This window comes from Paraburkholderia sp. RL17-380-BIE-A (assembly GCF_046028085.1).
GTDB lineage: Bacteria > Pseudomonadota > Gammaproteobacteria > Burkholderiales > Burkholderiaceae > Paraburkholderia.
On the sequence record NZ_JARESQ010000001.1, the window covers coordinates 302,367 to 329,182 of the forward strand.

27 protein-coding genes and 1 pseudogene are annotated in these 26,816 nt (G+C 62.2%); 9 read left to right on the forward strand and 19 right to left on the reverse strand.

Annotation, left to right across the window (positions count from 1 at the left end; translation table 11 throughout):
• Positions 1-114 precede the first annotated feature (114 nt).
• From P0D68_RS01395 to P0D68_RS01420, 6 genes and pseudogenes are all read right to left on the reverse strand, one after another.
• Complete coding sequence (locus P0D68_RS01395) at positions 115-387, reverse strand: hypothetical protein (RefSeq protein WP_408182811.1); 273 nt, start codon at positions 385-387, stop codon at positions 115-117.
• Positions 388-450: 63 nt separating this feature from the next.
• Positions 451-909 (reverse strand): DoxX family protein, encoded by a 459-nt coding sequence (locus P0D68_RS01400; protein ID WP_408295758.1) that lies wholly within the window; start codon positions 907-909, stop codon positions 451-453.
• Between the two features lie 222 nt (positions 910-1,131).
• Entirely contained in the window at positions 1,132-1,539 is a 408-nt protein-coding gene (locus tag P0D68_RS01405) for a VOC family protein (protein WP_091807316.1), read from the reverse strand.
• A 176-nt stretch (positions 1,540-1,715) separates the two neighbouring features.
• Positions 1,716-2,180, reverse strand: a complete 465-nt coding sequence (locus P0D68_RS01410) for an RbsD/FucU family protein (protein WP_091807314.1) — start codon at positions 2,178-2,180, stop codon at positions 1,716-1,718.
• Positions 2,181-2,484: 304 nt separating this feature from the next.
• Positions 2,485-2,703 (reverse strand): annotated as a pseudogene (locus P0D68_RS01415) (hypothetical protein); the annotation flags it as partial.
• Between the two features lie 25 nt (positions 2,704-2,728).
• Positions 2,729-3,097 carry a nuclear transport factor 2 family protein gene (locus P0D68_RS01420; RefSeq protein WP_408295762.1) on the reverse strand — a complete coding sequence of 123 codons (369 nt, stop codon included), beginning with the start codon at positions 3,095-3,097 and terminating at the stop codon, positions 2,729-2,731.
• A 291-nt stretch (positions 3,098-3,388) separates the two neighbouring features.
• Here P0D68_RS01420 and P0D68_RS01425 point away from each other — a divergent pair, with 291 nt between their 5' ends.
• The 6 genes from P0D68_RS01425 to flhC all read left to right on the forward strand — a co-directional run bounded on the left by P0D68_RS01425 (position 3,389) and on the right by flhC (position 7,265).
• Complete coding sequence (locus P0D68_RS01425; RefSeq protein ID WP_408295765.1) at positions 3,389-3,760, forward strand: type II toxin-antitoxin system RelE/ParE family toxin; 372 nt, start codon at positions 3,389-3,391, stop codon at positions 3,758-3,760.
• Complete coding sequence (locus tag P0D68_RS01430) at positions 3,757-4,059, forward strand: addiction module antidote protein (protein WP_408295768.1); 303 nt, start codon at positions 3,757-3,759, stop codon at positions 4,057-4,059. Before P0D68_RS01425 ends, P0D68_RS01430 begins: the two co-directional genes overlap by 4 nt.
• A 177-nt stretch (positions 4,060-4,236) precedes the next feature.
• Complete coding sequence (locus P0D68_RS01435) at positions 4,237-5,103, forward strand: helix-turn-helix domain-containing protein (RefSeq protein WP_408295771.1); 867 nt, start codon at positions 4,237-4,239, stop codon at positions 5,101-5,103.
• A gap of 79 nt (positions 5,104-5,182) precedes the next feature.
• Positions 5,183-5,713, forward strand: a complete 531-nt coding sequence (locus tag P0D68_RS01440; protein ID WP_408295774.1) for a GNAT family N-acetyltransferase — start codon at positions 5,183-5,185, stop codon at positions 5,711-5,713.
• 641 nt (positions 5,714-6,354) lie between these two features.
• A complete protein-coding gene (gene flhD / locus P0D68_RS01445; protein ID WP_028194930.1) occupies positions 6,355-6,675 on the forward strand; it encodes a flagellar transcriptional regulator FlhD in 321 nt (106 codons plus the stop codon).
• Positions 6,676-6,689: 14 nt separating this feature from the next.
• Complete coding sequence (flhC, locus tag P0D68_RS01450; RefSeq protein ID WP_091807302.1) at positions 6,690-7,265, forward strand: flagellar transcriptional regulator FlhC; 576 nt, start codon at positions 6,690-6,692, stop codon at positions 7,263-7,265.
• A gap of 126 nt (positions 7,266-7,391) precedes the next feature.
• Here the strand turns inward: flhC and P0D68_RS01455 are convergent, their stop codons facing one another.
• The 11 genes from P0D68_RS01455 to P0D68_RS01505 form a co-directional block, all read right to left on the reverse strand.
• Complete coding sequence (locus P0D68_RS01455; protein WP_408182828.1) at positions 7,392-8,720, reverse strand: Nramp family divalent metal transporter; 1,329 nt, start codon at positions 8,718-8,720, stop codon at positions 7,392-7,394.
• 60 nt (positions 8,721-8,780) lie between these two features.
• On the reverse strand, positions 8,781-9,983 hold the full coding sequence (locus tag P0D68_RS01460; protein ID WP_408295779.1) for an acyl-CoA dehydrogenase family protein: 1,203 nt from the start codon (positions 9,981-9,983) through the stop codon (positions 8,781-8,783).
• A 183-nt stretch (positions 9,984-10,166) separates the two neighbouring features.
• Positions 10,167-10,823 (reverse strand): methionine ABC transporter permease, encoded by a 657-nt coding sequence (locus tag P0D68_RS01465; RefSeq protein WP_091807296.1) that lies wholly within the window; start codon positions 10,821-10,823, stop codon positions 10,167-10,169.
• Positions 10,816-11,976: a methionine ABC transporter ATP-binding protein gene (locus tag P0D68_RS01470; RefSeq protein WP_408295782.1), complete on the reverse strand. Its 1,161-nt coding sequence runs from the start codon at positions 11,974-11,976 to the stop codon at positions 10,816-10,818. The genes P0D68_RS01465 and P0D68_RS01470 overlap by 8 nt, the downstream gene beginning before the upstream one ends.
• Before the next feature lie 174 nt (positions 11,977-12,150).
• The gene (locus P0D68_RS01475) at positions 12,151-12,990 is read right to left on the reverse strand and encodes a MetQ/NlpA family ABC transporter substrate-binding protein (RefSeq protein ID WP_408295785.1); all 840 of its coding nucleotides are present in this window, start codon (positions 12,988-12,990) and stop codon (positions 12,151-12,153) included.
• Positions 12,991-13,338: 348 nt separating this feature from the next.
• Complete coding sequence (locus P0D68_RS01480) at positions 13,339-13,941, reverse strand: PIN domain-containing protein (RefSeq protein WP_091807289.1); 603 nt, start codon at positions 13,939-13,941, stop codon at positions 13,339-13,341.
• Positions 13,941-14,480, reverse strand: a complete 540-nt coding sequence (locus P0D68_RS01485) for an excisionase family DNA-binding protein (protein ID WP_408295789.1) — start codon at positions 14,478-14,480, stop codon at positions 13,941-13,943. The genes P0D68_RS01480 and P0D68_RS01485 overlap by 1 nt, the downstream gene beginning before the upstream one ends.
• 118 nt (positions 14,481-14,598) lie before the next feature.
• Positions 14,599-16,197 carry an efflux transporter outer membrane subunit gene (locus tag P0D68_RS01490; RefSeq protein ID WP_408295792.1) on the reverse strand — a complete coding sequence of 533 codons (1,599 nt, stop codon included), beginning with the start codon at positions 16,195-16,197 and terminating at the stop codon, positions 14,599-14,601.
• A gap of 13 nt (positions 16,198-16,210) precedes the next feature.
• Complete coding sequence (locus tag P0D68_RS01495; RefSeq protein WP_408295794.1) at positions 16,211-19,396, reverse strand: efflux RND transporter permease subunit; 3,186 nt, start codon at positions 19,394-19,396, stop codon at positions 16,211-16,213.
• A 56-nt stretch (positions 19,397-19,452) separates the two neighbouring features.
• The gene (locus P0D68_RS01500; RefSeq protein WP_091807283.1) at positions 19,453-20,703 is read right to left on the reverse strand and encodes an efflux RND transporter periplasmic adaptor subunit; all 1,251 of its coding nucleotides are present in this window, start codon (positions 20,701-20,703) and stop codon (positions 19,453-19,455) included.
• Positions 20,704-20,758: 55 nt separating this feature from the next.
• A complete protein-coding gene (locus P0D68_RS01505) occupies positions 20,759-21,613 on the reverse strand; it encodes an alpha/beta hydrolase (protein ID WP_091809182.1) in 855 nt (284 codons plus the stop codon).
• A gap of 183 nt (positions 21,614-21,796) precedes the next feature.
• On the opposite strand from P0D68_RS01505, the gene P0D68_RS01510 reads away from it, so the two are divergent.
• Positions 21,797-22,801 carry a LysR family transcriptional regulator gene (locus P0D68_RS01510; protein ID WP_091807280.1) on the forward strand — a complete coding sequence of 335 codons (1,005 nt, stop codon included), beginning with the start codon at positions 21,797-21,799 and terminating at the stop codon, positions 22,799-22,801.
• Between the two features lie 235 nt (positions 22,802-23,036).
• Positions 23,037-23,345 carry a DUF4148 domain-containing protein gene (locus P0D68_RS01515; protein WP_408182851.1) on the forward strand — a complete coding sequence of 103 codons (309 nt, stop codon included), beginning with the start codon at positions 23,037-23,039 and terminating at the stop codon, positions 23,343-23,345.
• 221 nt (positions 23,346-23,566) lie between these two features.
• On the opposite strand, the gene P0D68_RS01520 is transcribed toward P0D68_RS01515, so the two are convergent.
• Positions 23,567-24,640 (reverse strand): purine-nucleoside phosphorylase, encoded by a 1,074-nt coding sequence (locus tag P0D68_RS01520; protein ID WP_091807276.1) that lies wholly within the window; start codon positions 24,638-24,640, stop codon positions 23,567-23,569.
• A gap of 261 nt (positions 24,641-24,901) precedes the next feature.
• Here P0D68_RS01520 and P0D68_RS01525 point away from each other — a divergent pair, with 261 nt between their 5' ends.
• Positions 24,902-25,882: an aldo/keto reductase gene (locus P0D68_RS01525; RefSeq protein ID WP_408295800.1), complete on the forward strand. Its 981-nt coding sequence runs from the start codon at positions 24,902-24,904 to the stop codon at positions 25,880-25,882.
• 16 nt (positions 25,883-25,898) lie between these two features.
• Here the strand turns inward: P0D68_RS01525 and P0D68_RS01530 are convergent, their stop codons facing one another.
• Positions 25,899-26,804: a cation diffusion facilitator family transporter gene (locus tag P0D68_RS01530; protein WP_408295803.1), complete on the reverse strand. Its 906-nt coding sequence runs from the start codon at positions 26,802-26,804 to the stop codon at positions 25,899-25,901.
• Positions 26,805-26,816: the final 12 nt, after the last annotated feature.

Here is a 26,816-nt window from a genome sequence, read left to right on the forward strand (position 1 = left end):
ACCCCCGCCATGCGCGTGCATGGCGGGGGTTGGTCCGGGTTCACACTGGCGATTAGCGCGATGCCTGCGTCTGTGAGCCGCGACGCCCTGCCCGCCGACGCCGCGCCGCCTGACTTAAAGCGACGCTTCCTGGATCGTGCCGGTGTCGATTGCGCGCTCGATCAGGCCTTCGTTTTGCGCTTTGGCAATGGCGTCGGCGATCAGTTTCTCCGGCTCCTCGATCTCGGCCTTGATCGTGCTGATGATTCCGGATGCGTCCAGAATCACCAGAGTTGTCGCCGAATCGGCCAGACTGATAATCACACGATGCGGCGTGGGCCCTTCACCGAGACTCGCGCACAATTGCGTGGCCTTGCCGCCAATGGTTTGCTCAAAACTTTGAATCATTATTTGCTCCCTTGGTTACAGCTGGAATCGAAAGCGACTCGCACAGACTACCTTACTGCTGCTTCAAAGACCAAGCCCGCCGCGCGGCGAGCGAGCGCCGAGAGAATTGCCTCCGGGACGCGCGCCGTCGATGCTGATGCGACCCGCGCCAGTCACGAACAGCAGCAGGAACCCGCCGGCAATGCCGATGTTCTTCCAGAAATGGATCACCATGTCGCGTTGCAAGGCAGCGTCGGTGACATTCCAGAAATCGTGGCCGAGAACCGCCGTCGCCACCGTATACACGGCCATGATGAGCGCAAGCGGGCGCACCTTGAAGCCGACGATCAGCAACAGACCGCCGAGCGCCTCGACGGCGACGGCGATCGGCGCGGCGACCTGCACGAACGGCACACCCTTCGAATGCAGGTAGCCGACAAAGCCCGCATAGCCCAGCAGTTTCATCACACCGCCCCACAGGAACAGCACGGCAAGGGCAATACGCGCGATGAGAATTACGCCGGAATCGACGGGACGCGTCATGAGGGGCTCCTGTAGATGAATAAGCAGCAGACCCGGCCGGGAGGCCGCAGTTCCCCGTATCGCATCTGAGAATATGTGCATTGCCCGCCTTTTCCAAGCTCCCAAGCTCGGGCCAAGGTGCGCGGGCGCACGGCGCGCCGCGTGCGGGGCGAGAAAAAGGGGCTCGCGAGGGCCGCAGGCTCGCGTCGGCGGTACCTGCCGCGGGCGGAATCGCCGACGCGCTTATGCTCGAGGATAGGTCGCAACTTCGATCAGATTGCCGTCGGGATCGCGGCAATACACCGAAGTCATCTTGCCGCGCGCGCCGTCGCGCTCCACGGGTCCGGCCTCGATTTCGACGCCTTGGGCAAGCCAATGCGCCTTGACCTCGGCCGGGCTCGTGGTCGTGACGAAACACAGATCGGCGCTGCCGGGCACCGCCTCGCGGCCGGTGAACCACGCGACGGTGTCGGCCGCCACGGGACGCAGGTTGATCTTCTGATTGCCGTAGGTCATCGCGACCCGCGTGCCGGTGCGCGATTCGAACTCGTGGCGCCGCATGCCGAGCATGCGCGCGTACCACGCGGCGCTGACTTCCACGTCGGCCACGTTCAGAACGAGATGATCGAGACTTTCTATAGAAAAGCTCATAGCTTCAGTCACCGTGATGTGAGCCGATGCCTGTTGACGAATCGGGCCGATCCGCCAACAGCGGCCAGACGAAAAATCAGCACGCGCGCGACATTCGCGTACGGCTGCCGGCAGATGGCGCTCATGACCTCACTCATGACCTCACACCCGCGCTTGCCGCGACACTTAGGCCCGAGTTACGACTGCGGCGCGTCCGGGGCGAGCAGAACGCCCTTCGTGAACACGAAGCAACCGTAGCCGCGCGCTTCGCCGGTGGCGATCACGCAATACGCTTTGCGCGCTCGCTCATAAAACGCAAACCGCTCGATCGACGCAAACGGCACATCGCGCCCTTCCGCGGCATTGACCTCAATCTGCGCTTCACGCTGCACCGACGGAATCGTGTGCGGCTCGCCCACCACCTCCATGCGCGACGCGGGGTGCTCGATGAACGTGTCCAGCGGCATTACCGAAAGCACCGCGCGAATCGCCCGCGGCGCGTTCACGCCGTCGAGGCGCAGCACCTTGCCCAGCACGCTCTCGCGCGCAACCGAGTCGCCCGGGAAATTGGCGTCGCAAATGACGAGTTCGTCGCCGTGGCCCATCGAGCGTAGCGCATGCAGTATGTCGGCGTTGAGCAGCGGGTCCAGATTCTTCAGCACGGTGTCTCCTTGTGTTCCGGTTAGGTCCGGTTGGTCCGGTCAGGTCCGATCGCCGGCTGGGCGCCAGGATCTGGACGTTGGTTTTCGGATGCGCGAAGCACTCGCCTCACGCCCGTGTTCGAATCGGGCCGAAGCGGCAGCCACTCGGCTCGACGAAGACGGGACAGCGCTTCGAATCGCATTCGAGCGGACGATTGTAGCAAGCAATGTTGCGCGCATCCGTTGAAGGCGACTCGCGGCGACGGCACGCTGAGTGGTTGCAGCGGCGCGTGTTCTGCACGGCGGACGCGGCCGCGCCGTCACCGCATTGCCAACGCAACCAGCCGACCAGCGCCAGCAGCACGAGACCCGCGCCGCCGAGCACCGGCTCGCGCCAGCCCAGCAACGCGATGAACATGAACGCGCGCGCTCCGCCGAGCAGCGCAAAGCCGGCGATTGCGCTGGACAGCGAGTCGACGGCGCCCGTCAGGCGCGCGAACGCGATGGCCGTTTGTGGACCCGTGGCGGCGGCGGGCTCGTCCATGATCTTCTCCGTCAAGAAGCGATGCTCAGGCGCCGTCCGGCACCTGATCGAGGAAGCCGGTGACCGTTTGCAAGCGTCCTTGTGGATCGACCACACCGAAGTCCGATCCCTTCACGACCGCCTCGCCCGCGGGCGTGATCAGCTCCCAGGAAAAGCGCAGCCGGTTGGCGAAGCCGTCAACCTGGCCTGTACGCCGAAACGTGTGATGCGGGAAGCGCTCATGCACCGCCCGGATCATCGCGTCGATGCCTTCGTGGCCCGAGCCCGCCAGCAGCGGATCGCAATAGTCGGCGTCGGCGCTCCATGCCGCGGCTATCAACTCGCGACGGCGCGCGCCATCGGTTTCGTTCCATGCGTCGAAATAACGGTTGATCAGATCGGTATGCGCGTTCATCTCAAGACTCCTTCATTGGCATGACTGAGCACTACGCTCAGCAGACACGGTTGTGTGCGGCGGGCTCGGAGTGAAGCTTGAGGGCCGGGGCGCGGTGCGTCGATTACCTGAGAGGTAAGCAGTCTTGCGCTGCGGCGCGAGCGCATTGCGTCGAGCGCCGGATTGGCCATCCGGCCGAGTCGTCAGCCGCGGCGGCAGCCGCTAATCTCGTGTGGCAATGGGGGCTGCGCGGCGCCGGCGCGCGGCTTGTGACGCACTCAACAAACACGGGCACGGGGACGCTTTTTCAATATGGTTTTTACACTTGCAAGATCGTATCTACATGGATACAATTCTCAGCAGATCGGTTCGCCACCTGAGTGCACGCTCAACCGCACCGATGAGTTCGACACCTGGCTTGCACGGCTCTCCGATTTAAGAGCCAGGGCGAAAATACTCGTGCGTATCCGGCGTGCGGAACGCGGGCATTTCGGCGACGTGAAGTTGCTTGAAGAAGGTGTGTCCGAGATGCGCATCGATTGTGGCCCCGGCTATCGGGTCTACTTCGCGCGTGAAAAAGGCATGATCTATCTGCTGCTATGCGGTGGCGACAAATCCACCCAGCCGGCCGATATCAAGCATGCCAAAACAATGTGGGCAGCAATCAGAAAGGAACTGTCATGAGCAGAATCAAAACCGCACGGTTCGACGCGTCGCATTACCTCGATAGCGAGGAAATGATCGCCGAGTATCTCAACGCAGCACTCGAAGAAGGCGACGCCGACGTCCTGCTCGCCGCGATCGCCGACATCGCCAAAGCGCGCGGCATCACCAAGGTCGCGGCAGATGCCGGACTTGGCCGCGAAAGCCTCTACAAAACGCTCGCACCCGGCTCCAAACCGCGTATGGACACGGTGCTCAAACTGCTGCGTGCGCTCGGGGTCAAACTCAACGTGGTACCGGAAGGCATGGCGGCGGTCTGAGTCGGGTGTCCCGCTCTGTCGGCTTTGCCGTTTCGTCGATTTGCCGCGGCTTACTACGGTGTCACGCGTCTTTCCGAAGTTTCGTAGGCGTGGCAGATGGCATTCCGCGGTGTTGCGGGGTATTCCATTACCTCTGAGGTAATGGATCGATAGCGCGGTTTGGCTATGATCGGTGGCATGAACACACTTTCACTTGCGCAACCAGTCCCGCCACACTTGCCGGCGGCCAGCCGCACGGTCGGCGACCTGCTGCGCGAATGGCGCCAGCGTCGAAGAATGAGCCAGCTGCTGCTCGCCGCCGAAGCCGATATTTCGACCCGGCATCTGAGCTTCGTCGAATCAGGCCGCGCAGTGCCGAGCCGGGAAATGGTCATGCACCTTGCTGAACGGCTCGACGTGCCGCTGCGCGCGCGCAATGCACTGCTGGTCGCCGCAGGCTACGCGCCGCTGTTCCGGGAACGCCCGCTATCGGATCCGCAGTTGGCCGCTGCACGCGAGGCTGTCGAGTTGGTGCTGAAAGGACACGAACCCTACCCGGCGCTTGCCATCGACCGGCACTGGACCATCGTTGCCGCGAACGGTGCGCTTGCGCCTTTGCTGAGCGGCGCAAGTCCGGAACTGCTGAAGCCGCCGGTCAACGCACTGCGCCTGAGCCTGCATCCGGAGGGTATCGCCGCGTCCATCATCAATTGGCATGCATGGCGCGAGCACATACTCGCGCGACTTCAGCGGCAAATCGACGTGAGCGGGGACGACACGTTGAGCGCGCTGCGCGACGAATTGGCGGCGTACCCCGCGCCGCCGGGCGCGGATGCGACCGAGCACGACAACACCGCCGTCAACCAGATTGCCGTACCGCTGCGGCTGCGCACGCCGATCGGCGTGCTATCGTTTTTCAGCACGACCACCGTGTTCGGCACGCCGGTGGACGTGACGCTCTCGGAACTCGCGATCGAGGCATTCTTTCCGGCCGACCCGCAAACCGCTACGGCGTTGCGCGATTTCGGCGAGAGCCAGTGCGCCGAGGCGGCACGCCAACCATAGCCTGGACCGTGACAGACAGGTCGCAGTTCGATATCGAGTCTTTCAGCCTTTCAATCACCGGCCCCACACGGAGAGACACTTGAGCGAGAACGCTGTACTCGTACGCCAACTCGGTCCCGACGACCGCGACGACTACTTCAACCTGCGGCTACGCGGACTGAAAGCGCATCCGGATTCGTTCGGCCAGAGTTACGAAGAAGCACTTGCCAAAGGTCCGTCGCAACACAATGCAATGCTGGACGGCTCGCGTGCGGCCGAAGGTGACTTCTTGCTCGGCGCTTACGCATCGGCTGGAACACCATTGATCGGCGTGGTCGGCCTGATCCGGATCCCGAGCGACAAACAGCGGCATAAGGCCGCCGTGGTCGGCATGTATGTCGCGCCGGAGGCTGCCGGCCGCGGCGTCGGGCGCGCTTTGCTGAAGGAGTTGCTGAGGCGGGCCTCGAGTATGGACGGCCTGCGGCAAATCCAGTTATTAGTCGGCAGCCGCAACGAGGCCGCGAGGAAGCTTTACGAGTCGCTCGGCTTTCGCAAATATGGTTGCGAAGTCGGAGCGCTGAATGTCGACGGGGTCTTCCACGACGCCGATCTGATGGCCCTGTTTATCTAGTAAGCCATAACGGCGCGGCGGCCCGCGCCACCTTCCCCGCCGTTCAGGAGCACGTCTGCGGCCGGCGTTCCGGGTCGAAGTCGAGCATGTCCACCGCGCCACCCGATCGAAGTTACACAAGAAGTTACAAATCCGACCGCGTTTGTAACTGGGGCGCGACCAACCTGTTACACCTCTGTTGTGTCCCCCAAGCGCAGCCAAAGAGCGGCATTTATTACTTTATATCGGGCTCGCTTTCTATTTCCTTTCTGACTTGAGTGGGAATTACCGGTACGTCATGGGTCCAGCCTATTTGCTCAGACGAAAGAGCGAAAAGCCGGTCGCACAAGGGTTTTCATGGATCAGACAAAAATCCAGGGTAGCGGAAAATTCGCTATGCATCGCGTATTACGCGACTGTGAAAGAGTTACCGAAAATTGATGTATCTTTTTGAGACATTTTTTTGAGAAGGGATTGATTTCTTGTTTTACCCTTCATACAATTCGTCCCAAGCTGTTACGAAATGTAACGCCATGTATCAAAAGGTCGCCGCTTGTATCAGGTGGTGACAGTAGCCGGAGGACAACGTTTCCGGCGAGGCACAAAAGACATAACGGCAAAAAATGCCGACATCGTAATTCGGGGCTTCGGAAACAGAGAAAATGGACCGTAGCAGCGAGACGCTGGATTCAATCCGCGAGATCAACTTGTCTTACATCATGCTCGCGCAACGTATGTTGCGCGAGGACAAACCGGTCGGCATGTTCCGGCTGGGACTGTCGTCGGAACTGGCTGATTTGCTTGCCGGGCTGTCGCTCGCGCAGATCGTCAAGCTGGCCGCTTCCGATCAGCTTTTGTGTTTCTTCCGCTTCAACGACCACTCCATGTTGTCGGCTTTGACGCAAACGACGAAACACGCCGCAGTTGCACCGACTCACGCGGCGATCCTGCTTGCAGGCCAGCCTGCTGAACAGTTCGCTTGACCGGGGTGACTGCCATGCTCAAGCGTAGCCTGACGGAAGACGCACAAGAAGTATTCCGCGCCATCGCACTGATCGAACTCGGCGCGCGCATGCAAGTGCTCGAGAGTGAATTGACGCTCTCGCGCGACCGCATGATCCGCCTGTACCGCGAGGTCAAGGGCGTATCGCCGCCCAAGGGCATGCTGCCCTTTTCGGCGGACTGGTATATGACGTGGCTGGCGAACATTCACGCGTCGCTGTTCTACAACACGTACCTGTTCCTGAAGAACGAAGCCCGCTGCTCGCATCTGGATGCACTGACCAAGGGGTATCGGCTGTATCTGGAACATTGCAAGCACAGCGAGACCGAACCGGTGCTGGACTTGACGCGTGCGTGGACGCTGGTGCGTTTCTTCGACGCCGACATTCTGCAATTGACCAAATGCTGCCGTTGCACCGGCAAGTTCGTGGCGCACAAACACGATCTGCAGCACAACGTGGTGTGTGGCGCATGCCAGCCGCCGTCGCGTGCCGGCAAGACGAAGAAGGCCGCCGCCGCTCGCCAGGAACAGGAAGCGCTCGATGCAGCGCAGATCGCACAAGCTGCCTGAGCTGCATCGACTCTGACTCGACGAGGGCTGGTCCGGCCCGACTCGATCCGAAGCCCGAAAGAAAAAGTCCGCATGAGCGGACTTTTTTTCGTCCTAATCGCGCCGCTCAGGCGGCGCGAGGCCGGCTCATCCGGCGAGGCCCACCGTCTGCACCACCAGCCAAAGGTTCGCCGCGCTGATCACGACGAACAGCATCCACGCGACGCAGCGGGTCAGCAACGTGTTGGCGAATTCGCCCATCAGCGAGCGGTCGTTGGTCATGCGAATCAGCGGATAAAGCGCGAACGGCAATTGCAGGCTCAGCACGACCTGGCTTGCGACCAGCAGCTTGCCGACGGCGCCGTTGCCCATCATCTGCACGCCGATCAGCGCGGGGATCAGAGCGAGTGCGCGCGTAATGAAGCGCCGTTGCCAGCAGGGAATCTTCAGCTTCAGGAAGCCTTCCATAATGACCTGCCCCGCCACCGTTCCGGTAAAGGTCGAGCTTTGTCCCGAGGCGAGCAAGGTCACGGCGAACAGCACCGCCGCGAAACCCGTGCCGACGATAGGCGCGAGCAGCTTGTAGGCATCTTCGATTTCGGTGACCTGATTGTGGCCGGTGGCATGGAACGCAGCGGCAGCCAGAATCAGGATCGCCATGTTGATCAGCAACGCGAGCATCAGCGAGACGATCGTATCGATGCGCGACATGCCAATGGCCGACCGGATGCTGGCGGGATCGCGCTTCACTGCGCGCGTCTGCACGATCGACGAATGCAGATAAAGGTTATGCGGCATGACCGTCGCGCCGAGAATGCCGATCGCCAGATACATAGGCTCGCGCGAACTCAACGCCTGCCACGACGGAACCAGTCCCTGCGCGACCGACGGCCAGTGCGGCTGCACCAGCGCGAGCTCGATGATGTAGCCGACGCCGATCGTCGCGATGAGGCCGAGCATGATCGCTTCGAGATCGCGGAAATTCTTGCCCTTCAGGCCGAGCACGATCAGCGTATCGAACGCGGTCAGCAGCACGCCGGTGGTCAACGAGCATTTAAAGAGCAGATGGAAAGCGAGCGCGCCGCCAAGCACTTCGGCCAGATCGCAGGCCACGATCGACAGTTCAGCGAGCAGCCACTGAAAACGCGCGACGGCCGGCGAATAGCGCGTTCTCGACAACTCGGCGAGGTCGCGCCCGGTCGCAATGCCAAGACGCATGCTCAGGCATTGCAGCGCCATCGCCGCGAGACTCGACAGCATGACGACGAACAGCAGGCTGTAGCCATAGCGCGATCCGGCTTCGATGTCGGTGGCCCAGTTGCCCGGGTCCATATAGCCGATCGACACCAGCAGGCCAGGGCCCGCGAATTGCAGAATCTTCTTCCAGAACGGCGCGCCTTGCGAAACGGCCACCGAGCCTTGCACTTCGGATGGGCAAAACGGCGCCGTTGCGGTGGTCGGTAGTTTGAACTGCAATCCGGGAGCCTCTTGAAGGGGATAAACCACGGCGCATCGTACAGGCCGCCGCGAACCGCCTCAAGTGTACAAAGAAACCTCCGGCAACGCGCCGGTGAGCGCGTAGCGGCCAACGTCGCGCACGCGATAGTCGAGCGGATCATGCAGCGTATGCACGCGGGCGTTGCGCCAGAAACGGTCGAGCGCGAGCGGCGCGTGCGTGGCGCGGGCGCCACAGGCGTCGAAGAGTTGCTCGCTGACGTCGAGCGCGGCGCGGTGCGCGACGATCTTCGCCTCCGAGGTGGCGAGCGCAACCTGCGCGCGAGCTTCCGCGGAAAGCGCCGGACCTTGTTGCCAGGCGTCTTCGAGCAGCCATGCGGCGCGCGTGGTCAGCGCTTCGGCGCTCACCGCTTGCAGGCGCATCTCGCCGAAACGCTGGATCAGGTAGGGATCGTCGGTCGCTTTGTCGACGCCCGAATAGATCCACGCCTTGCCGTGTCGCGTGACGTAGGCCCGTGCTTCGTCGAGCGCGCCCTGTGCGATGCCCACGAACAGATTGGTCAGCACCAACTGCGAGATCAGCGTGCGCAAACTGGCGTACGGCGTGTCGGGCCGCACCATCACTTCGTCCGGTTCGACCTTGACGCGCACGAAGGACACGCTGCCGCTGTCGGTCTGCCGCTGGCCGATCGGATTCCAGTCTTCGTGAACAGTGATGCCTTCCCGCGTGGTCGGCACGACGCCGAACACCGGGGTGCCGGTGACCGGATCATGCGCGGAAACGGTCATCATCTGCGAGCCGCGCGTGCCGGAGCAAAAGCCCTTCTGGCCATCGAGCAGATAGCCGCCGTCGCTGGTTGCGCTCGCAACGAGTCGCGTATCGAGCGGATTGACGGCATTGCCCCACCACCATCGGTTTTCGACGGTGCCGCCCAGATAGCGGGCACGTTGTTCGGGACTGCCCCATACATTGACGCTGACCACCTGCAAGCACGTAAAGCCCAGCAGATGCGCGAGCGCGCTGTCCACCCGCGCAATCTTGCGAACCGTCTCGTAGATGTCGGGCCAACGCGCGCCGAGGCCGCCGAATTCGCGCGGCACCGCGAGCGTGAGCAGCCCCGCGTCGGCGATCCATTGTTTTTCCTGTGCGGCGTGGCCGCCGTCGAGATCGCGTTGCGCGGCAGTGGCGTGCAACGCGTCGAGCAAACTCGCGAGATCGCGCACCACCGGCGCAGCGGATGCCTGAGGCGTTTGTAACGCGTCGGCATGACGAGGATCGTTCATGCAATTTCCACGTGAAAAGTTTTTCGGCGAGCGGTGATAGGCAGAACGCCCGCGGCGCTCAATGCTTTAGCTAGCATGATAGGCGTTGTTGATGCGGATGACGGAAACGTGCGCGGCTATTCTTCATGCAAATAGCCGCAGGACGGCACAACGGAGCAGAACGGATCAACCGATCATGTGCGATCAAGCTCGCTGCGCGAGCCGCCGCACGAATCGATCGCCGACGAACTGCACCGCCGTGACGATCACGATCAGCAGTACGATCACCGTCACCATCACGGTCGTATCGAACCGCTGGTAGCCATAGCGAATCGCCAGATCGCCAAGACCGCCGGCGCCGACCGCGCCCGCCATCGCCGACGAACCGATCATCGCCACCACGGTGATGGTGAAGCCGCCCAGGATGCCCGGCAGCGCCTCAGGCAGGAGCACATGCCAGATGATGTGCCGGCGCTGCGCACCCATGGCCTGCGCGGCTTCGATCAGACCGCGATCCACTTCGCGCAAACTCACCTCCGCCACGCGCGCGAAAAACGGAATCGCCGCGATGCTGAGCGGCACGATCGCGGCCCACACGCCGATCGTCGTGCCGATCAGCAAACGCGTGAGCGGCAGCAAGGCGACCAGCAAAATGATGAACGGCGTGGAGCGGAACGCATTGACGAGCGCACCGAGCGTGCTATTCACCGCCCGCTTCTCGAAGATACCGCCGCGTGTCGTGGTGACCAGCACCAGCGCCAGCGGAATGCCGACCAGCGCCGCGATAAAGGCCGACACGCCCACCATGACGATGGTGTCGCGAATCGCGTCGGCGAGTTCGGAAAGCCACAACTCAGACATAGCCCAATACCTCGACATGGTTCGCATAGCGGCGTGCGCGGTCGAGCAACGTCGCGATCTGCTGTTGCACCGTGGTGTCCGCATTCGCACGCACCTGCGCTGACACCACGAGGCGCCCCTGCGCATGCCCCTGAATCCGGTCGATGCCGCCATGCACGAAACTCACACGCCCGCAGTCCGCACTCAACGCTGACGCCAGACCGCCGAGATCCGGCTCGCGCGCGTCGACGCCGGTGAAACGCACGTCCAGCAGAATCTGCGCATCCGCTTGCGCGATGTCGTGCAATGGCTTGACACGTTCGGCGAGATCCGCCGGCAAATCGTGCACCAAGGTGCGCAGCAGCGCCCGTGTCGCGTCATGTTGCGGATCGCCGAACACGCGCCACACGGGGCCGGACTCCACCACTTCGCCACGCTCGATCACGGCAACCGTATCGCAGACCTCGCGAATCACCTGCATTTCATGCGTGATCAATACGACGGTCAGGTTCAGGCGCTGATTGATATCGCGTAGCAACGCGAGGATGGCTTGCGTCGTTTCCGGATCCAGCGCGGAGGTGGCTTCATCGCACAGCAGAATATCCGGGTCGGTGACCAGCGCGCGCGCAATGCCGACTCGCTGCTTCTGACCACCCGACAGGCTCGCAGGATAAGCATCGCGCTTGGCGGAGAGGCCCACCAGTTCCAGCAATGCATCGACCTTTTTCTCGATGACCGCCTTCGGCACACCGGCGATTTTCAGCGGCAGTGCAATGTTCTCGCGTACCGTCTTTGCGGAAAGCAGATTGAAGTGCTGGAACACCATGCCGATACGTCGGCGCAACGTGACCAGTCCGCGCTCGTCGAGTTCGCCGACACTGACGCCGTTCACGCGCACCGCGCCTGAACTCGGCTTCTCCAGGCCGTTGACGAGTCGCAGCAGCGTCGACTTGCCCGCGCCGCTGCGTCCGATAATGCCGAACACTTCGCCCCGCGCCACGTTCAACGTGACGTTGGCGAGCGCCGCGGTCGGCACGCCGCGCGTGTTGGCGAACACCTTGCCGACGTTGTGGAATATCACGGCGGATTGCGTCGCCGCTGCGTGCGAACCCGCATGCACAGCGAGAGACGGCGCGTCTTCGATGAACTGCGGCGCGTCGAAAAGATTGCCCATGATTTAGCTCCTTTCAGGCTTTCGCAATGGCCAGCGCAGCGGTTTGTATCGCGCGCCGAGGCTGTGCGCCGGCATGCACGCCGCACAGCCGGGCAAGTTCGCCCCTGAACCGCGTCTTGCGCGGCGCCGGTGCGGGATCGTCGTCTTCGAACGGTCCACGCATGACGGTGCGCGTTACCAGGCGACGGCGTAGAGATTGCCGAAGGCCTTGTCGAGCGCGGCGCGCACCGCAGGCGAATGCTGATAGATCGAGATGAACTTGCGGATACGCGGGTCGTTCACGCTTTCCGGACGAACCACCCATTGGATCGCGTAGTTCTTGTTTTCGAGGCCGTCGAACAGCAGCGCGCTATTCGGATCGGTGGTGCCCGCGAGCTTGATGAAGCTCGGGTAGCCCTGTGCGAGATCGACGTCGTCGAGCGAGCGCGCCAGTTGCGACGCTTCCAACTGGACTATCTTCAGATGCTTCGGGTTGTCGGTAATGTCGAGCGTCGTCGCGCGATAGTCGATGCCCGGCTTCAGCTTGATGAGACCGGCTCGTTGCAGCAGCAACAGACCGCGGCCACCGTTGACCGGATCGTTGGCAATCGCAACCGTGGCGCCGTCTTTCAGTTCGTCGAAGCGTTTGATCTTCTTCGAATACAGGCCGATTTTCATGATCGTGCCGGGCGCGATGGCGACAAAGTTATAACCGCCCTGCTTCTTCGCATTCTCCAAAAACGGAATGTGCTGGAAGTAGTTGACGTCGATATCCTTGTTGGCGAGCGCCGCATTCGGCGTGTTCCAGTCGGTGAACTCGATGATCTTCACGTCGAGTCCCTGCTCTTTGGCTTCGTGCGCGGCGATTTTGAGCGCTTCGATTTGCGGACTGGTCGCGGTGCCGATTTTCAGCGTGGACGTGTCGGCCGCTGAAGCAGGCGCGGCTTGCAATGCGAGCGTCAGACCGAAAGCGCTGATCAGCGAGATAGCCGGCGTGTAGAAAAAGTGCCGCACGTTGGATAGAAAAAAGCGCATGGTGAACTCTTGGGATTGGGGCGTGGTGTTGATTCGTGGCGAGCCGATCCACCGGCATACGCCTCCGGGTCGCCAAAGCGTTACGGACTTGCTTCGGGCCAGGAACCGGCACGCCGGACTTATCAGGCAACTGAATTCCGCGACGCGCGGCTCAGCCCTCGCGTGGCAGCGACAGGACGCGCATTCGCTCAGCGCGGACAGCGGAAGGTCGGACAGGTCATCGCCTCTCTCCAGATGAGGTGCGGCTCATCATAGAGGGCGGAAATGCAGCGGTCTACGAAGGGATTTTCGAAAGGAAAGCGGGAAAAATGATTTGGGCATAGCCGCGCCTCGTGGCCTGAGCCGACGTTACAACAATGGCAGCACGTCTGCGCTGGACAACCACGCGCTGGTCTGAACCAGACCCGCGCGGATAAGCCGCTCGAGCAACTCGTCCACCGACCAGGGCGGTCGGCGTTTGCGTGCTCGCAAATCCCTGAATGCAGCCAACGCGCGCTTTTCATTGAGATCGATCAGATCACGAATGAAGACGTCAGGGTGTTTCACTTCGATACGCAGGCTCAACTCCAACTGTTCAGCCGCGAAGTCCTTCAGGTTAAAGGTGACAATCGCATCTGCCCGAGCCGCCACTGCCGTCATGACGACATGGCGGTCTTTCTCATCGACGTCGACAATTTCGCTACTCTCCGGAAGTACCTGTGTTACCAGCGCATCAGGAAACGTACGATCCATAGCGCTGCGAATCGCAGCGATCTTCGGCGCGGCGTCGTTAGCCGCGCTTTTGTCCGCGAAACGGGTTGCGAGATTGCGGGTCCACTCTTCGTGAATGCGAGTGGACCACTTCGGCGCATAGAACTCGTGATCGGCGAAAGTCAGCAATACGTCGCGCACCACCATTGGAAATAGCGAACATGCATCCAGCACGACGGTAAAGCGATCAACCGAAAGCATTACAGATCGTATCCACCTATCGATTCGCTAGTGGCCACGATCTCGTCCAGCGCACTCTTGCGTATTGCACGCATGGTTTCCTTGTAGCGCATGACGTCGTCCATACGCATGCGGCGATGCCGCCCGACCTTTCGGAAGGGCAGCTCACCGGCCTCAAGGCGAGCGATCAGAAATGGCCGCGACACGCCGAGCAAATCTGCCGCCTGCTTGGTGCTCAATTCGGTGTCAGTTGGATAAAGAACGAACACCTGCTCACTGGCCATCATGGCCAGCACACGCGAGAGAACCCGCAACGTGGCGGGCGGAACCTCGATGCGGGCGATATCTCCATGCGCACCCTCTTCGACCAGCGCAACGCTATGCGCGCGTGAGTGATCGAGCGCAGCGCCCATCAGGCGGCTCGCAGCGGACAGCACGGTTGCGTCGTCGTCCGACAGGATGATGCGATCGGGTGTAGCGGCGGCCATATTCGACTCCAGAATACGGTCGAGTATAAACAACAGAGCCCACAAACGCAATAAACGCAACATATGAAACATTCGCAATCAAATCAACACGATATCCCCCTGATTTCTCAACCAGCACATTGAAACGAAAAAAGCCGGGCCGCGCTTTCGCGCGACCCGGCGTTTACCACCCGCTCCTGCTTCGGCTACCCTACCGCTTCGCCACCTGCTGCACGGAAGCGGCCACAGGAGCCGCGGCAACCACCGAAGCCGAAGCCGGCGCGACGGCGCCCACCGCCGTGTCGGCCGCCCCGTCCCCACTCCAACCACCGCCCAGCGCGCGAATCAGATTAACCGTCGCCACCGCTTGCGTGCCCGACAAATGGCTCGCCTGCAGTTGCGAAATCAGCACCTGCCGTTCGCCGTCGATCACGTCCAGGTAGCTGACCGCACCTTCCGTGTACTGCGTACGCGACAGATGCGCCGCCCGTTGCGATGCCTGCACTGCATCGTTCTGCTCGCGCATCTGATCGTCGAGCAGGCGCAGATCGGCCAGGTTGTCTTCGACCTCACGGAATGCCACCAGCACCTGCTGACGATACTGCGCCACGTCCTCGTCATACTTCGAACGGGCCTGCGCGAGGTTCGCCTTGCGGCGGCCGCCGTCGAACAAAGGCAGCGTCAACGCCGTGCCCGCAAACGGCCCGAGAATGAACGCGCGGCTCGACCACATGAAAAGATTGCCGAGCGTCGCCGATTCAAAACCAGCCGCGCCGGTGATATCGAGCTTCGGGAAGAACGCCGATTTCGCCAGGCCGACTCGCGCATTCGCGGCCTGCATCGCCCGCTCCGCCGCCGAAATATCCGGCCGGCGTTCAAGCAATGCCGAGGGCAGACCCGGCGGCACACGCACCGTCACCGGAACGAGCGGCGCTTCCGCGAAAGAGAAATCCGCAGGCGGCTTGCCAAGCAGAATCGCAAGGCTGTGCTCCGACGCCGCGCGCTGACGCGCCACGCCCACGGCATCCGCGCGCGCACTCGCGAGTTCATTGCGAGCCCGCGACACATCCAGCTCGCCGATATCGCCTTCCCTGAAACGCCGCTCGACCAGTTTCAGCGTGTCTTCGCGCAGCGCCACAGTACGGCGGTACAGATCCTGATCCGTATCCAGCTCACGCAACTGGAAGTAGTTCTGCGCGACGTCCGCCTGCAACGAGAGTTGCACGGAACGGAACAGCGCCTCGCTTTGCTGCTCGTCCGCACGCGACGCGTTCACGTTTGAGCCGACCCGCCCGAACAGATCCGCTTCGTACGACGCGCCGACTTGCGCGCGCCAGATCGTACCGTTCGTGCCGCCCGCGCTATCCGGCTGGAATTGCGATGCCGCGGAGGCACGCTCGCGGGTCGGGCCGAAGCCCGCGTCGAGCTTCGGGAACCAGTCGGACTTCGCCGCCTGCGTCACCGCCCGCGCCTGCTGCACGCGCGCCGCGGCCGCCTTCAGATCCTGATTGGCGGCGGCCGCCTGCTCTTCGAGCGCGTTGAGTTGCGCGTCGCCGAAAATCGTCCACCATTCGCCGCGATGCGCGTCGTCTGCTGGCTGCGCCTGCTTCCACGTGCCGTTCTCCTGCGCCGCTGCACCCGATGTTGCAGCCGACGGCGCCGAAGCAGCCGGCGCTTCCTTGAACGCCACCGGCGTATCCACTTCCGGCCGCTTGTACGTGGGTTCCACGGAGCAGGCGGCGAGCAACGCGACCAGCAAACCGCTGGTAGCCGCCCGGCCCCACCCACTCAAAGATTCAAAGCGTTTCATTATTGTTTTCTCCTCAGGCGTCCGTCACCGGCGCGCCGTAGTGCGGCGAATCCTTCTGCGCGACGTGAATCGTTCCACCCGCCAGCGTACGCAGCACTACATAGAACACAGGGGTCAGCATCAAGCCGAACAGCGTGACGCCGAGCATGCCGAAGAACACCGCGATACCCATTGCGTGACGCATCTCCGAACCCGCTCCGCTCGACAACACCAGCGGCACCACGCCCATGATGAAAGCGATCGACGTCATCAGAATCGGCCGCAGACGCAAGCGGCTCGCTTCGATCGCCGCGGAGAGCGGCGTATGCCCGTCGTGCTCCAGTTCGCGAGCGAACTCGACGATCAGAATCGCGTTCTTCGCCGACAAACCCACCAGCACCATCAACCCGATCTGCGTGAAGATGTTGTTGTCGCCTCCCGTGAGCCACACGCCGGTCAGCGCGGACAGCACGCTCATCGGCACGATCAGGATCACCGCGAGCGGCAGCGTCAGGCTTTCATACAGTGCGGCGAGCACGAGGAACACGAGCAGCACGCTGATCGGGAACACCCACAAGCCTGCATTGCCGGCCAGAATCTGCTGATACGTCAGGTCGGTCCATTCGAGCTTCACACCGCGCGGTAGGACTTCCGCCGCCACGCGTTCGGCCGCCGCTTGCGCCTGCCCCGACGAGAAGCCGGGCGCCGGTCCACCGTTGATGTCGGCAGCCGTGTAGCCGTTGTAGCGCACCACCATTTCCGGACCGAACGTCGGCGTCACCGTCACCAGCGACGACAACGGCACCATGTCGCCCGCGGCATTGCGCGTCTTCAGTTGCAGGATGTCGTCGGCGCGTTGACGGAACGGCGCATCTGCCTGCACCCGCACCTGATACACGCGGCCGAAACGGTTGAAGTCGTTCACATACAGCGAGCCGAGATAGATCTGCATCGTGTTGAACACGTCCGTGACCGGCACGCCGAGTTGCTTGGCCTTCACGCGATCCAGATCCACGTTCAATTGCGGCACGTTGATCTGATAGCTGGAGAAGGTCGGGCCAAGTTCAGGCGTCTGCGCCGCCTTCTTCACGAATGCCTCCGCTGCCTTGTTCAACTCCGCGTACCCGAGCGCGCCGTGATCCTCCAACTGCATCTTGAAGCCGCCAAGCGTGCCGAGACCGAGCACGGGTGGTGGCGGGAACACCGCGACGAACGAATCCTTGATCGCACCGTATTGCTGGTTCAGCGCACCGGCAATCGCACCGGCCGAGAGCTTTTTGTCGCCACGATCCTTGAAGGGCTTGAGCGTGACGAACACGATGCCCGCGCTGGAGCTATTCGTGAAGCCGTTCACCGAGAGTCCCGGGAACGCCACCGCGCTCTCCACGCCCGGCTGCTTCAGCGCAATTGCGCTCATGTCGCGGATCACTTTCTCCGTGCGATCGAGCGACGCACCGTTCGGCAATTGCGCGAAGGCAATCAGATATTCCTTGTCCTGCGCCGGCACGAAGCCGCCCGGCACCACACGCGAGATCAGCACGGTCGCGCCCAGCAGGATCGCGTACACCGCGAGCATCGCACCCTTACGGCGCAGCACGCCAGTCACGCCACGGCCATACTCGGTCGAACCGCGATGGAAGACCTTGTTGAAACGCCTGAAGAAACCGCCCAGCAGGCGATTCATCACGCGCGTCAGGAAGTCTTCCTTCGCGCCGTGGCTGCGCAACAGCATTGCGGACAGCGCCGGCGAGAGGGTCAGCGAGTTGAACGCGGAGATCACCGTCGAGATCGCGATGGTCATCGCAAACTGCTTGTAGAACTGGCCCGTCAAACCGGTCATGAACGCGAGCGGCACGAACACGGCAACCAGCGTGAGCGCAATGGCGATAATCGGCCCGCTCACTTCCTGCATCGCCTTGTACGTCGCGTCGCGCGCACTCAGCCCGTTTTCGATGTTCCGCTCGACGTTCTCCACCACCACGATCGCATCGTCCACCACGATCCCGATGGCGAGCACCATGCCGAACAATGACAACGCGTTGATCGAGAAACCGAACGCGAGCAGCAGCGAGAACGTCCCCACGATCGACACCGGCACCGCAATCAACGGAATGATCGACGCACGCCACGTTTGCAGGAACACGATCACGACGATCACCACCAGCGCAATCGCTTCGAGCAGCGTATGCACGACCGCCTCGATACTCGAACGCACGAATTGCGTCGGGTCGTAGACGATCTTGTATTCGACGCCCGCCGGCATGTCTTCCGCGAGTTCCTTCATCGCGGAGCGCACCTGATCGGAAATCGCGAGCGAGTTCGCACCCGGCGCCTGGTTGATGGCGAGCGCCACCGCCGGCTTGTTGTCGAGCAGCGAACGCAGGCCGTATTCCGAGGCCGCGAGTTCGATTCGCGCGATATCTTTCAGGTAGGTCACGCCGCCGTCCGGCGTGGTCTTGACGATAATGTCGCCGAATTCACCCTCGGTCTTCAGACGGCCGCGCGCATTCACCGACAACTGCAACTGCGTGCCCGGCACCGAAGGCGATGCGCCGATCACACCGGCCGCCACCTGGATGTTCTGCTCACGGATCGCGTTGACCACTTCGGTCGCCGTCAAACCGCGTTGCGCCACTTTCTGCGGATCGAGCCAGACCCGCATCGCGTAGTCGCCCGAACCCCACAACTGCACTTCGCCGACACCCTGAATCCGCGCGAGCCGATCCTTGACGTTCAACAGCGCGTAATTGCGCAGATACGTCATGTCATAGCGATTGTTCGGCGAGATCAGGTGGACCACCATGGTCAGCGTGGGCGAGCTCTTGATCGTCGTGACGCCGAGACGCTGCACGTCTTCCGGCAGGCGCGGCAGCGCCTGGTTGACGCGGTTCTGCACGAGTTGCGTCGCGAGGTCCGGATTGGTGCCGAGCTTGAAGGTCACCGTGAGCGTGAGATTGCCGTCGCTATTCGCTTGCGACTGCATGTACAGCATGTTCTCGACGCCGTTGATCTGCTCTTCGAGCGGCGAGGCGACCGCCTCGGCGATCACCTTCGGATTCGCACCCGGATACTGCGCGTGCACCACCACCGAAGGCGGCACGACTTCCGGATACTCCGAGATCGGCAGCTTGAAGAGCGAAATCACGCCCGCCAGCAGGATCAATACCGATAGCACGCCGGCAAAGATCGGCCGATCGATGAAGAATTTGGATATGTTCATTGGAAGCTCTTAACGTTGGAGCATGCGCCGCGCAGTCAGGCCACGGCGCGCGAGGCTCACGAGTTCTTGTCCGCTTTGGTGCGCGTCTGCGCTTGCGCCTGTGGCTGCGCTTTCGGCTGCGATTGCGTCTGTGCAAGCGGCGCGCTGTTCGGATCCTGATCGGTCGTCATGGGCACCATATGGGCGCGCACCGCATCGCCAGGACGCACACGCTGGATGCCGTTCACGACGATCCGGTCGGTGGCTTTCAGGCCGCCCTTGACCACACGCAGATTGCCCTGCATGCCGCCTACCGCGATCTCGCGATAGACGACGTGATTGCCCGCGTCCACCACCAGCACGAATTTCTTGTCCTGATCGGTGCCCACCGCGGCGTCGTCGATCAACAGCGCGGGGTGCGGTTCGCTGCCGCCGACCTTCACGCGCGCATACAGACCGGGAATCAGCGCACCATCCTGGTTGTCGAAACGCGCGCGCACGCGGATCGTGCCCGACGAGGTGTCGAGCCGGTTGTCCACCGACTCGATCACGCCGCTGCGCGAGTAGCCGCTCTCGTCCGCGAGACCGAGTTCCACCGGCACCTTGCTGCCGTCTTTCGCGCGGCTCAGGTATTGCAGATAGGTCTGTTCGTCCGCGTCGAACGATGCGTAGATCGGCGAAACCGACACCAGCGTGGTGAGCGGCGCCGCGCTGGCGCCCGCCGAAATCACGTTGCCCACCGTGATTTCCGCACGCGAGACGCGGCCCGACACCGGCGCGACGATCTTCGTGTAGCCGAGATTGATGCGGGCGGTTTCGAGCGCGGCTTGCGCGGCCTTCAGGTTCGCGCTCGCTTCACGCGCGGCGTTCTGCTTCTCGTCGTAGTCGCGCTTGGCGATCGCGTTGTCGGCGATCAGGCGTTGCGCGCGCTCCCAATCGCTTTGGGTGTAGCCCGTGCGTGCCTGCGCGGCGGCAAGCTGCGCTTCGGCGCGATCCACTTCGGCGGCATACGGACGCGGGTCGATCACGAACAGCGTGTCGCCTTTCTTCACGAGCGCGCCGTCCTTGAAGTTGACGGACACGATGGTGCCCGGCACCTGCGATCGCACGTCCACTTTCTCGACGGCTTCGAGACGGCCCGAATAGCTTTGCCAATCGGTGATGGTTTTCTGCACGACGGTGGCGACATCGACTTCCGGCACGATGGTCGGCGCGGCGGGCGAGCTCGCATCCACGCGGATCGCGCCGAACGTGCCCAGCCCGGCCACGGCGATGACGACGAGTGCGGCAATCGCCACACGGCGACGGGAAAGAGGAAGGATAGTCATGTGAAGCTCCCGGTATCGTTGATCAAAGTTCTACTTATTTCCGCTTGTTTCTGTTCTATCGATGGGCGCGCGCGTCGAAACGCCACTGAAAAAATCGCACCGCTTCCTGCAAGGCGGGCGGATGATCGGCCAACGCGGCATGCGACACACTCGGATAGCGGACCACCTGGGTCAGCACTCCGGCGTCGATCAGACTGCTGGCGTATTTCTCCGCTTCCACGTGCAGCACGTCGTTTTGCGCCGTCGCGATCAGCGTGGCGGGCAGCCCCGCGAGGCGCGACGATTCGAGCGGCGCGGCATACGGATGCATGCGCTGCGACGCTTGCGGCAGATACGCGCGATAACACGCCGCGCACTCTTTCGCGGTAATGTCCGAACCGAGGCGCTTTTCGTCACCCAGGCGCGTGAGGCTCGGATCGAGCATCGGCCCGAACAGCGCCTGCGCGGAAATACGCACGTCGCCACGATCGCGCGCAATAAAGGCGAGGCAATTGGCCAGTTGGCCGCCCGCATCGTGACCGGCCACACCCACCTTCTTGCTGTTGCCGCCGAATGCACGCGCTCGCGTTTGCACCCACAGCGCCGCGCGGTGCGCGTCTTCAGGCGCGGCCGGAAACGGAAACTGCGGCGCGAGCGAGTAGCCCACCGACACGACGAGAGCCGGTAAGTGTTCTGCGAAATAACGCGAGGCGTAATCGGCCTGTTCGATCGATCCCTTCGTAAATCCACCACCGTGGAAATAAAGCAGTACCGGCAATGCGGTTTTTTTTGCCTGCCGGTACAGGCGTAACGTGATGTCCTGCGCGTGTCCTTCGATCTGCACGTCAGTGACTTCCAGTGCCGTGCTGTCGGCCTCTGCCGGCTCGCTGCCGGTGGGCACGAAGGAGTACGGCGGTTTAAATGCTTCCATGTCGAGCCGCGCAATGCGCATAGAACTTCAATGGTGCGAATTGTGGGTTCAGCAGACTCGTAAATAAATGCCTATAATCCGGCAACACAATTCGGCGCCCCTGAACAATCGAATGCGATTGTCTGCGGATTCGCGGTGGAGTCCATTCCTGCTCGGTGCGCCCGCCCCTATTGGAGGTCTGCAATGGACCGGCTTCAGGCCATGCAAGTGTTCACACGTGTCGTCGACACCAACAGCTTTACCCGCGCAGCGGAAACGCTCGACCTGCCGCGCGCATCGGTTACCACGATTATTCAGAACCTCGAAGCGTTCCTCGGCACGCGTCTGATGCATCGGACCACGCGGCGCCTGTCGCTCACGCCGGACGGCGCGGCGTACTACGAACGCTGCGTGCGTATCCTTGCGGACGTTGAAGAAACCGAGGCCAGTTTTCAAAGCGGCAATAAAAAGCCGCACGGCAAGCTGCGCATCGACATGCCGGGGTCGATTGGCCGCCTGCTGGTGATTCCTTCGCTGTGTGAATTCCACACGCGCTATCCGGACATCGACCTGCAACTCGGCCTGACGGACCGGCCGGTGGATCTATTGCAGGAAGGCGTGGACTGCGTGGTGCGGGTTGGCGCGCTACAGGATTCCTCGCTAGTGGCACGCCGTATCGGTTTGTTCGAGGGCGTGACCTGCGCGGCCCCCGATTACATCGGGCGCGCGGGCATGCCCACTTCGCTCGAAGACCTGGAGAATCACAAAGCAGTCAATTACTTTTCGAGCCGCACGGGGCGCACGCTCGATTGGGCCTTCATGGTTGACGGCAAAGAAGTCGAAGTGAAAATGAAGAGCATCGTGTCGGTGAACGACGCCGATGCCTACGTGACGTGCGGGTTGGAAGGCTTCGGCCTGATTCAGCCGGCGCTCTTCATGGTGCTGCCGCATCTGCGTTCGGGCCAACTGGTGGAAGTCCTGCCGGAGCTGAAACCTTTGCCGATGCCGATTTCCGCAGTCTATCCGCACAGCCGGCATCTGTCGCCTAAAGTCCGCGTTTTCGTAGACTGGATCGCGGAGTTGTTCGACCGTTGTCCATTGCTGAGCGGACGCGGCAGTCTCGACGCAACCTGTACGATGCGCACTTTCGAAGAACGCGAGTCGGCACCGAGTCTCGACACGCCGGTGATAACGGAATGGGTCGCGTGATCGACTCGGCTTGAAGTACAGATTCTGAAACAGTGAATTCCAACCGCGGCTCTAATGCCGCGGTTTGCTTATCCAGCACCGTAATTACTACGGTTTAACGCAGCGTTTTCGCGATTGTTCTGGAAACACGACAATTCATTTCGCGAAAGTGCGATTTATCCGCCCTGCTTCAAAGTCTACATTTCACCCTGTCGCAGCGCCGCTAGTGCTGCAAACGAATCGACAGGAGTGGATCATGAAACGCAATCTCTTGGCAGGCCTGGCTCTTTCGCTGCTCGCGAGCGCTCCGGTGTTTGCCCAAAGCAGCAGCGGCGGCATTGGCCGCGCCGGCACTTATGAAACACAACCCACGCCGACCACCAGCGCGAAAACGCGTGAAGAAGTGAAGGCCGAACTCGTCGCAGCCTATCGCGATGGTTCGCTGCCCGCGCTGAATCGCACGACGTATCCGAACAAAGGCCTGATCGGTCAGACGCAGGCTGCGCGGATCGCACTGCAGGAAGGCAGGAGCGGCGACGTCACACGCGTGGCCAACGGACAGTAAAACGAACCTGTTGCAATGATTCGGTTTCCAAAAGAAATAGTCATTGCGGCGCTTTCATTCACTCTTCAAAAAGGAGCACATCATGACCCCCTCTGAACTCGACCATTGGGATACCGACACGCCAGTGTGGACGCCGTACCGCGCGCCGCAACACTAAATGTCGAAAGTAGCGGCACGTACCCGCGGATCCTGTCCGCGGGTACACACGCATTTGAAGACGCCTAGCGCTTGGGCACGCCGTCGCGCCACTCGCCCCAATGGGTGGCGATGTCCTGCACGAGCGGATTGCCCGAGAGGAACAGGTTCTGGATAGCGATCGTAAAGCCGCCTTGCGCAGCGTAGTTCAGCAGGTTGTCCGCGCTCGTCTGTCCATCGTACGGGCGGTCGAAATCGGAGCCGGCCCGCAGCACGGCGACGCGATTCAAATCCACCTTATGGACCGAGGCCGCGCGTTTGAGCGCCTCGTAAGTGGCGTTATCCTCCTGCTGCGTCGTGCAGTAGACGCCCTTGCCATCGGTCAGGATCTTGGTCCAGTCGCGCGCGCGCTGCCCGAGCAACGTGCCTGACCACCAGGTATCGCCTGCCAGCGTGTCGCACTGAATCACAGTGGGCGGCCGATTGGCGGGCGCATACGAATACTTGGCCCGCGCGGCCTGAGCCTGCACGTTATCGGACAATGTCACGCTACGGGACAAGGCGAACGCCGTATCCGCGAGCCGGGTGTTCAACTGGAATACTTCAGTGCGGTAGTCGAGCGGCGGCTTGGCGGTAGGACTCGTGGTATTGATGCCGAGGTAGCCCGTCGTCCAGCCAGGTGGAATTTCACGCCCGTCTATCTCCCACTGAATCCCGAAGTCGACCAGATACTTCGCCCATGCTGCGGACCCGACCGTTCCCTGCTGCGGATCGATCCCCGCAATACCGGCCACCATGAAGTAGGTATGCCGCAAATCGAAACGCGGCGAGAACGTCAACGCCATGATCGACGCAGCAGCGTTGCTGTGCCCCATGCCGGTGGTCATCACGCACACGTCCTGCTTGTTGCAATGGACCGTCGGGTAATCGGGCGACAAACCGTCCACGGCGATGTCGCGCCAGGGCCCGAGGTTGTCGAGCCACACCTGCCCTTCCGGCCCGAACATTGAAATGATCATCACCTTGACGGGCCGCCCTCGCGAGCCGCCGTCATCATGCGAGAAACCGTCGTTGTCGTCCGCACTGGCCGGTCCGGACGAAAAGGCCGCACATGCCGCGAGTGTAATGGCGGCACTAGCGCCGAGTGAACGAGTCAGCATCGTGATCTTCCTTTTTTGCTTGTGATGCAGGTTGGGAGAGAGTGCTGCTTTCAAGCCGAAAGAAGTATAGGTGCGAAGAAATTATTTTCCACTACACGATGCACTATCGGTTCACGTTTCCGGACGCCGCCGGGCAGCTATGGGAATCGGCTCCGCACGCGCTTTTCGCCGTTTTCCTATAATCGGGCGTCCGCAGCGTGCCCGAGGGCAACTCACTCGGGCGCGCACCGCGTTTGTGCAGTTAACAGCAGGAGCACCACGATGGACTATGTGAAACTCGGCCGTACCGGCCTCGATGTATCGCGTCTTTGTCTCGGCTGCATGAGCTATGGTGTGCCGTCTCGCGGCACTCATCCCTGGTCGCTCGACGATGAGGCCGCGCGGCCCTTCATCAAGCAGGCGCTCGATCACGGCATCAATTTCTTCGATACCGCGAATGTCTATTCCGACGGCACGAGCGAGGAAATCGTCGGCCGCGCGCTGAAGGACTTTGCGAAGCGCGACGAGATCGTGCTCGCCACCAAGGTGAATAGCCGCATGCATCCGGGCCCGAACGGCGCGGGCCTGTCGCGCAAGGCCATCATGGCGGAAATCGATAACAGTCTCAGGCGCCTCGGCACGGATTACGTGGACCTGTACCAGATCCATCGGTGGGACTACGGCACGCCGATCGAAGAAACCATGGAAGCGCTGCACGATGTCGTGAAGGCCGGCAAGGCGCGCTATATCGGCGCATCGTCCATGTATGCGTGGCAGTTCGCGAAGGCGTTGCATGTGGCCGAGCGCAACGGCTGGACGCGCTTCGTGACGATGCAGAACTACGTGAATCTGCTCTATCGCGAGGAAGAGCGCGAAATGTTGCCGCTATGCGAAAGCGAGGGGATCGGTGTGATTCCGTGGAGCCCGCTCGCGCGCGGCCGCCTGACGCGTGACTGGAACACGGAAAGCGCCCGCTCCGAGACAGATGAATTCGGCCGTACGCTCTATGCGCACACGGAGGACGCGGATCGGCGGATTGTCGAACGGGTCAGCCAGATCGCCAACGAGCGCGGCGTGCCGCGCGCGCAAGTCGCGCTGGCGTGGGTGTTGCAGAAAAAGCCGATCACCGCGCCGATCGTCGGCGCAACCAAACTGCATCATCTCGACGATGCGGTGGCCGCGCTCTCGTTGAATCTGAGCGCGGAGGAAAACGGCCGCCTCGAGGAGCTGTACGTGCCGCACGCGGTGACTGGGTTCAAGTAAGCGGCGCGCGTGCCGCTCAAACGCGCGGCACGTCCGGTTCGAAAAACACCCAGCGGACTTGTGGAAACGTGGTCTGCAAGTCCTCTTCGATTACGTTGATCGCATCGATCATCGCGCGCCCGCTTGCGTAGTCGATCATTTCCGCCTGCACGGCCACCACGACATGCCGGCCCCATTGCAGCGTGATCATATTGATGATGCTGCGAATCTCGGTGCGCCCGCGCAGATGCGCCTCGATCGCGCGCCGCACCTCGGGGCTCGCCGATTCGCCAACGATCATCGACTTTACTTCGCGCGCCACCAGCCATGCGATCAACATCAGCAGCAGGCCGACGCCGATAGAGCCCAGCGCGTCATAGACCGGATTGCCGGTCACGAGCGTAAGCAGCACGGCGGCGAAGGCCATCGCCAGGCCCGCGAGCGCGGCGATGTCCTCGCCCGCCACCACGAGCAGTTCGGACTCGCGCGTCTCGCGGAACCAGCGCCACATGTTCTTGTCGGGATGCGTCTTGCGGATTTCCTTCACCGCGCCCCACAGGGAAAGCGCCTCGAGGACCACGGACACGCCGAGCACTACCAGCGCCACATACGCATACTGCAACGGCTCGTGCACGAACAGACGATGCACGCCCTCATAGACCGAGAACGCGCCGCCGACAAAGAACAACAGCAGCGCGACCAGCAGCGAATAGAAGTTGATCTCGCGCCCGCTGCCCATGGGATGCAACGGGCTCGCCGGCTTACGCGCTTCGCGCAGTCCGAATAACAGCAGCAGCTGATTGCCGCAGTCGGCGGTCGAGTGAATGGCCTCGGCGAACATCGAGCCGGAACCGGTGAATGTGGCAGCAGCGAACTTACAGATGGCGATGCCGAGGTTGGCGGCGAGCGCATAGAAAATGGCTTTCGGCGATTCTTCTTTCATCGTCGTGGCGGG

Excerpts from the sequence above, each read along its gene's own strand:
- P0D68_RS01395 (WP_408182811.1), bottom strand. The coding sequence starts at position 387 with ATGATTCAAAGTTTTGAGCAAACCATTGGCGGCAAGGCCACGCAATTG.
- P0D68_RS01400 (WP_408295758.1), bottom strand. The coding sequence starts at position 909 with ATGACGCGTCCCGTCGATTCCGGCGTAATTCTCATCGCGCGTATTGCC.
- P0D68_RS01405 (WP_091807316.1), bottom strand. The coding sequence starts at position 1,539 with ATGAGCTTTTCTATAGAAAGTCTCGATCATCTCGTTCTGAACGTGGCC.
- P0D68_RS01420 (WP_408295762.1), bottom strand. The coding sequence starts at position 3,097 with ATGAACGCGCATACCGATCTGATCAACCGTTATTTCGACGCATGGAAC.
- P0D68_RS01425 (WP_408295765.1), top strand. The coding sequence starts at position 3,389 with ATGGTTTTTACACTTGCAAGATCGTATCTACATGGATACAATTCTCAG.
- P0D68_RS01430 (WP_408295768.1), top strand. The coding sequence starts at position 3,757 with ATGAGCAGAATCAAAACCGCACGGTTCGACGCGTCGCATTACCTCGAT.
- P0D68_RS01435 (WP_408295771.1), top strand. The coding sequence starts at position 4,237 with ATGAACACACTTTCACTTGCGCAACCAGTCCCGCCACACTTGCCGGCG.
- flhD (WP_028194930.1), top strand. The coding sequence starts at position 6,355 with ATGGACCGTAGCAGCGAGACGCTGGATTCAATCCGCGAGATCAACTTG.
- flhC (WP_091807302.1), top strand. The coding sequence starts at position 6,690 with ATGCTCAAGCGTAGCCTGACGGAAGACGCACAAGAAGTATTCCGCGCC.
- P0D68_RS01460 (WP_408295779.1), bottom strand. The coding sequence starts at position 9,983 with ATGAACGATCCTCGTCATGCCGACGCGTTACAAACGCCTCAGGCATCC.
- P0D68_RS01465 (WP_091807296.1), bottom strand. The coding sequence starts at position 10,823 with ATGTCTGAGTTGTGGCTTTCCGAACTCGCCGACGCGATTCGCGACACC.
- P0D68_RS01470 (WP_408295782.1), bottom strand. The coding sequence starts at position 11,976 with ATGGGCAATCTTTTCGACGCGCCGCAGTTCATCGAAGACGCGCCGTCT.
- P0D68_RS01475 (WP_408295785.1), bottom strand. The coding sequence starts at position 12,990 with ATGCGCTTTTTTCTATCCAACGTGCGGCACTTTTTCTACACGCCGGCT.
- P0D68_RS01480 (WP_091807289.1), bottom strand. The coding sequence starts at position 13,941 with ATGCTTTCGGTTGATCGCTTTACCGTCGTGCTGGATGCATGTTCGCTA.
- P0D68_RS01485 (WP_408295789.1), bottom strand. The coding sequence starts at position 14,480 with ATGTTTCATATGTTGCGTTTATTGCGTTTGTGGGCTCTGTTGTTTATA.
- P0D68_RS01490 (WP_408295792.1), bottom strand. The coding sequence starts at position 16,197 with ATGAAACGCTTTGAATCTTTGAGTGGGTGGGGCCGGGCGGCTACCAGC.
- P0D68_RS01495 (WP_408295794.1), bottom strand. The coding sequence starts at position 19,396 with ATGAACATATCCAAATTCTTCATCGATCGGCCGATCTTTGCCGGCGTG.
- P0D68_RS01500 (WP_091807283.1), bottom strand. The coding sequence starts at position 20,703 with ATGACTATCCTTCCTCTTTCCCGTCGCCGTGTGGCGATTGCCGCACTC.
- P0D68_RS01505 (WP_091809182.1), bottom strand. The coding sequence starts at position 21,613 with ATGGAAGCATTTAAACCGCCGTACTCCTTCGTGCCCACCGGCAGCGAG.
- P0D68_RS01510 (WP_091807280.1), top strand. The coding sequence starts at position 21,797 with ATGGACCGGCTTCAGGCCATGCAAGTGTTCACACGTGTCGTCGACACC.
- P0D68_RS01515 (WP_408182851.1), top strand. The coding sequence starts at position 23,037 with ATGAAACGCAATCTCTTGGCAGGCCTGGCTCTTTCGCTGCTCGCGAGC.
- P0D68_RS01520 (WP_091807276.1), bottom strand. The coding sequence starts at position 24,640 with ATGCTGACTCGTTCACTCGGCGCTAGTGCCGCCATTACACTCGCGGCA.
- P0D68_RS01525 (WP_408295800.1), top strand. The coding sequence starts at position 24,902 with ATGGACTATGTGAAACTCGGCCGTACCGGCCTCGATGTATCGCGTCTT.
- P0D68_RS01530 (WP_408295803.1), bottom strand. The coding sequence starts at position 26,804 with ATGAAAGAAGAATCGCCGAAAGCCATTTTCTATGCGCTCGCCGCCAAC.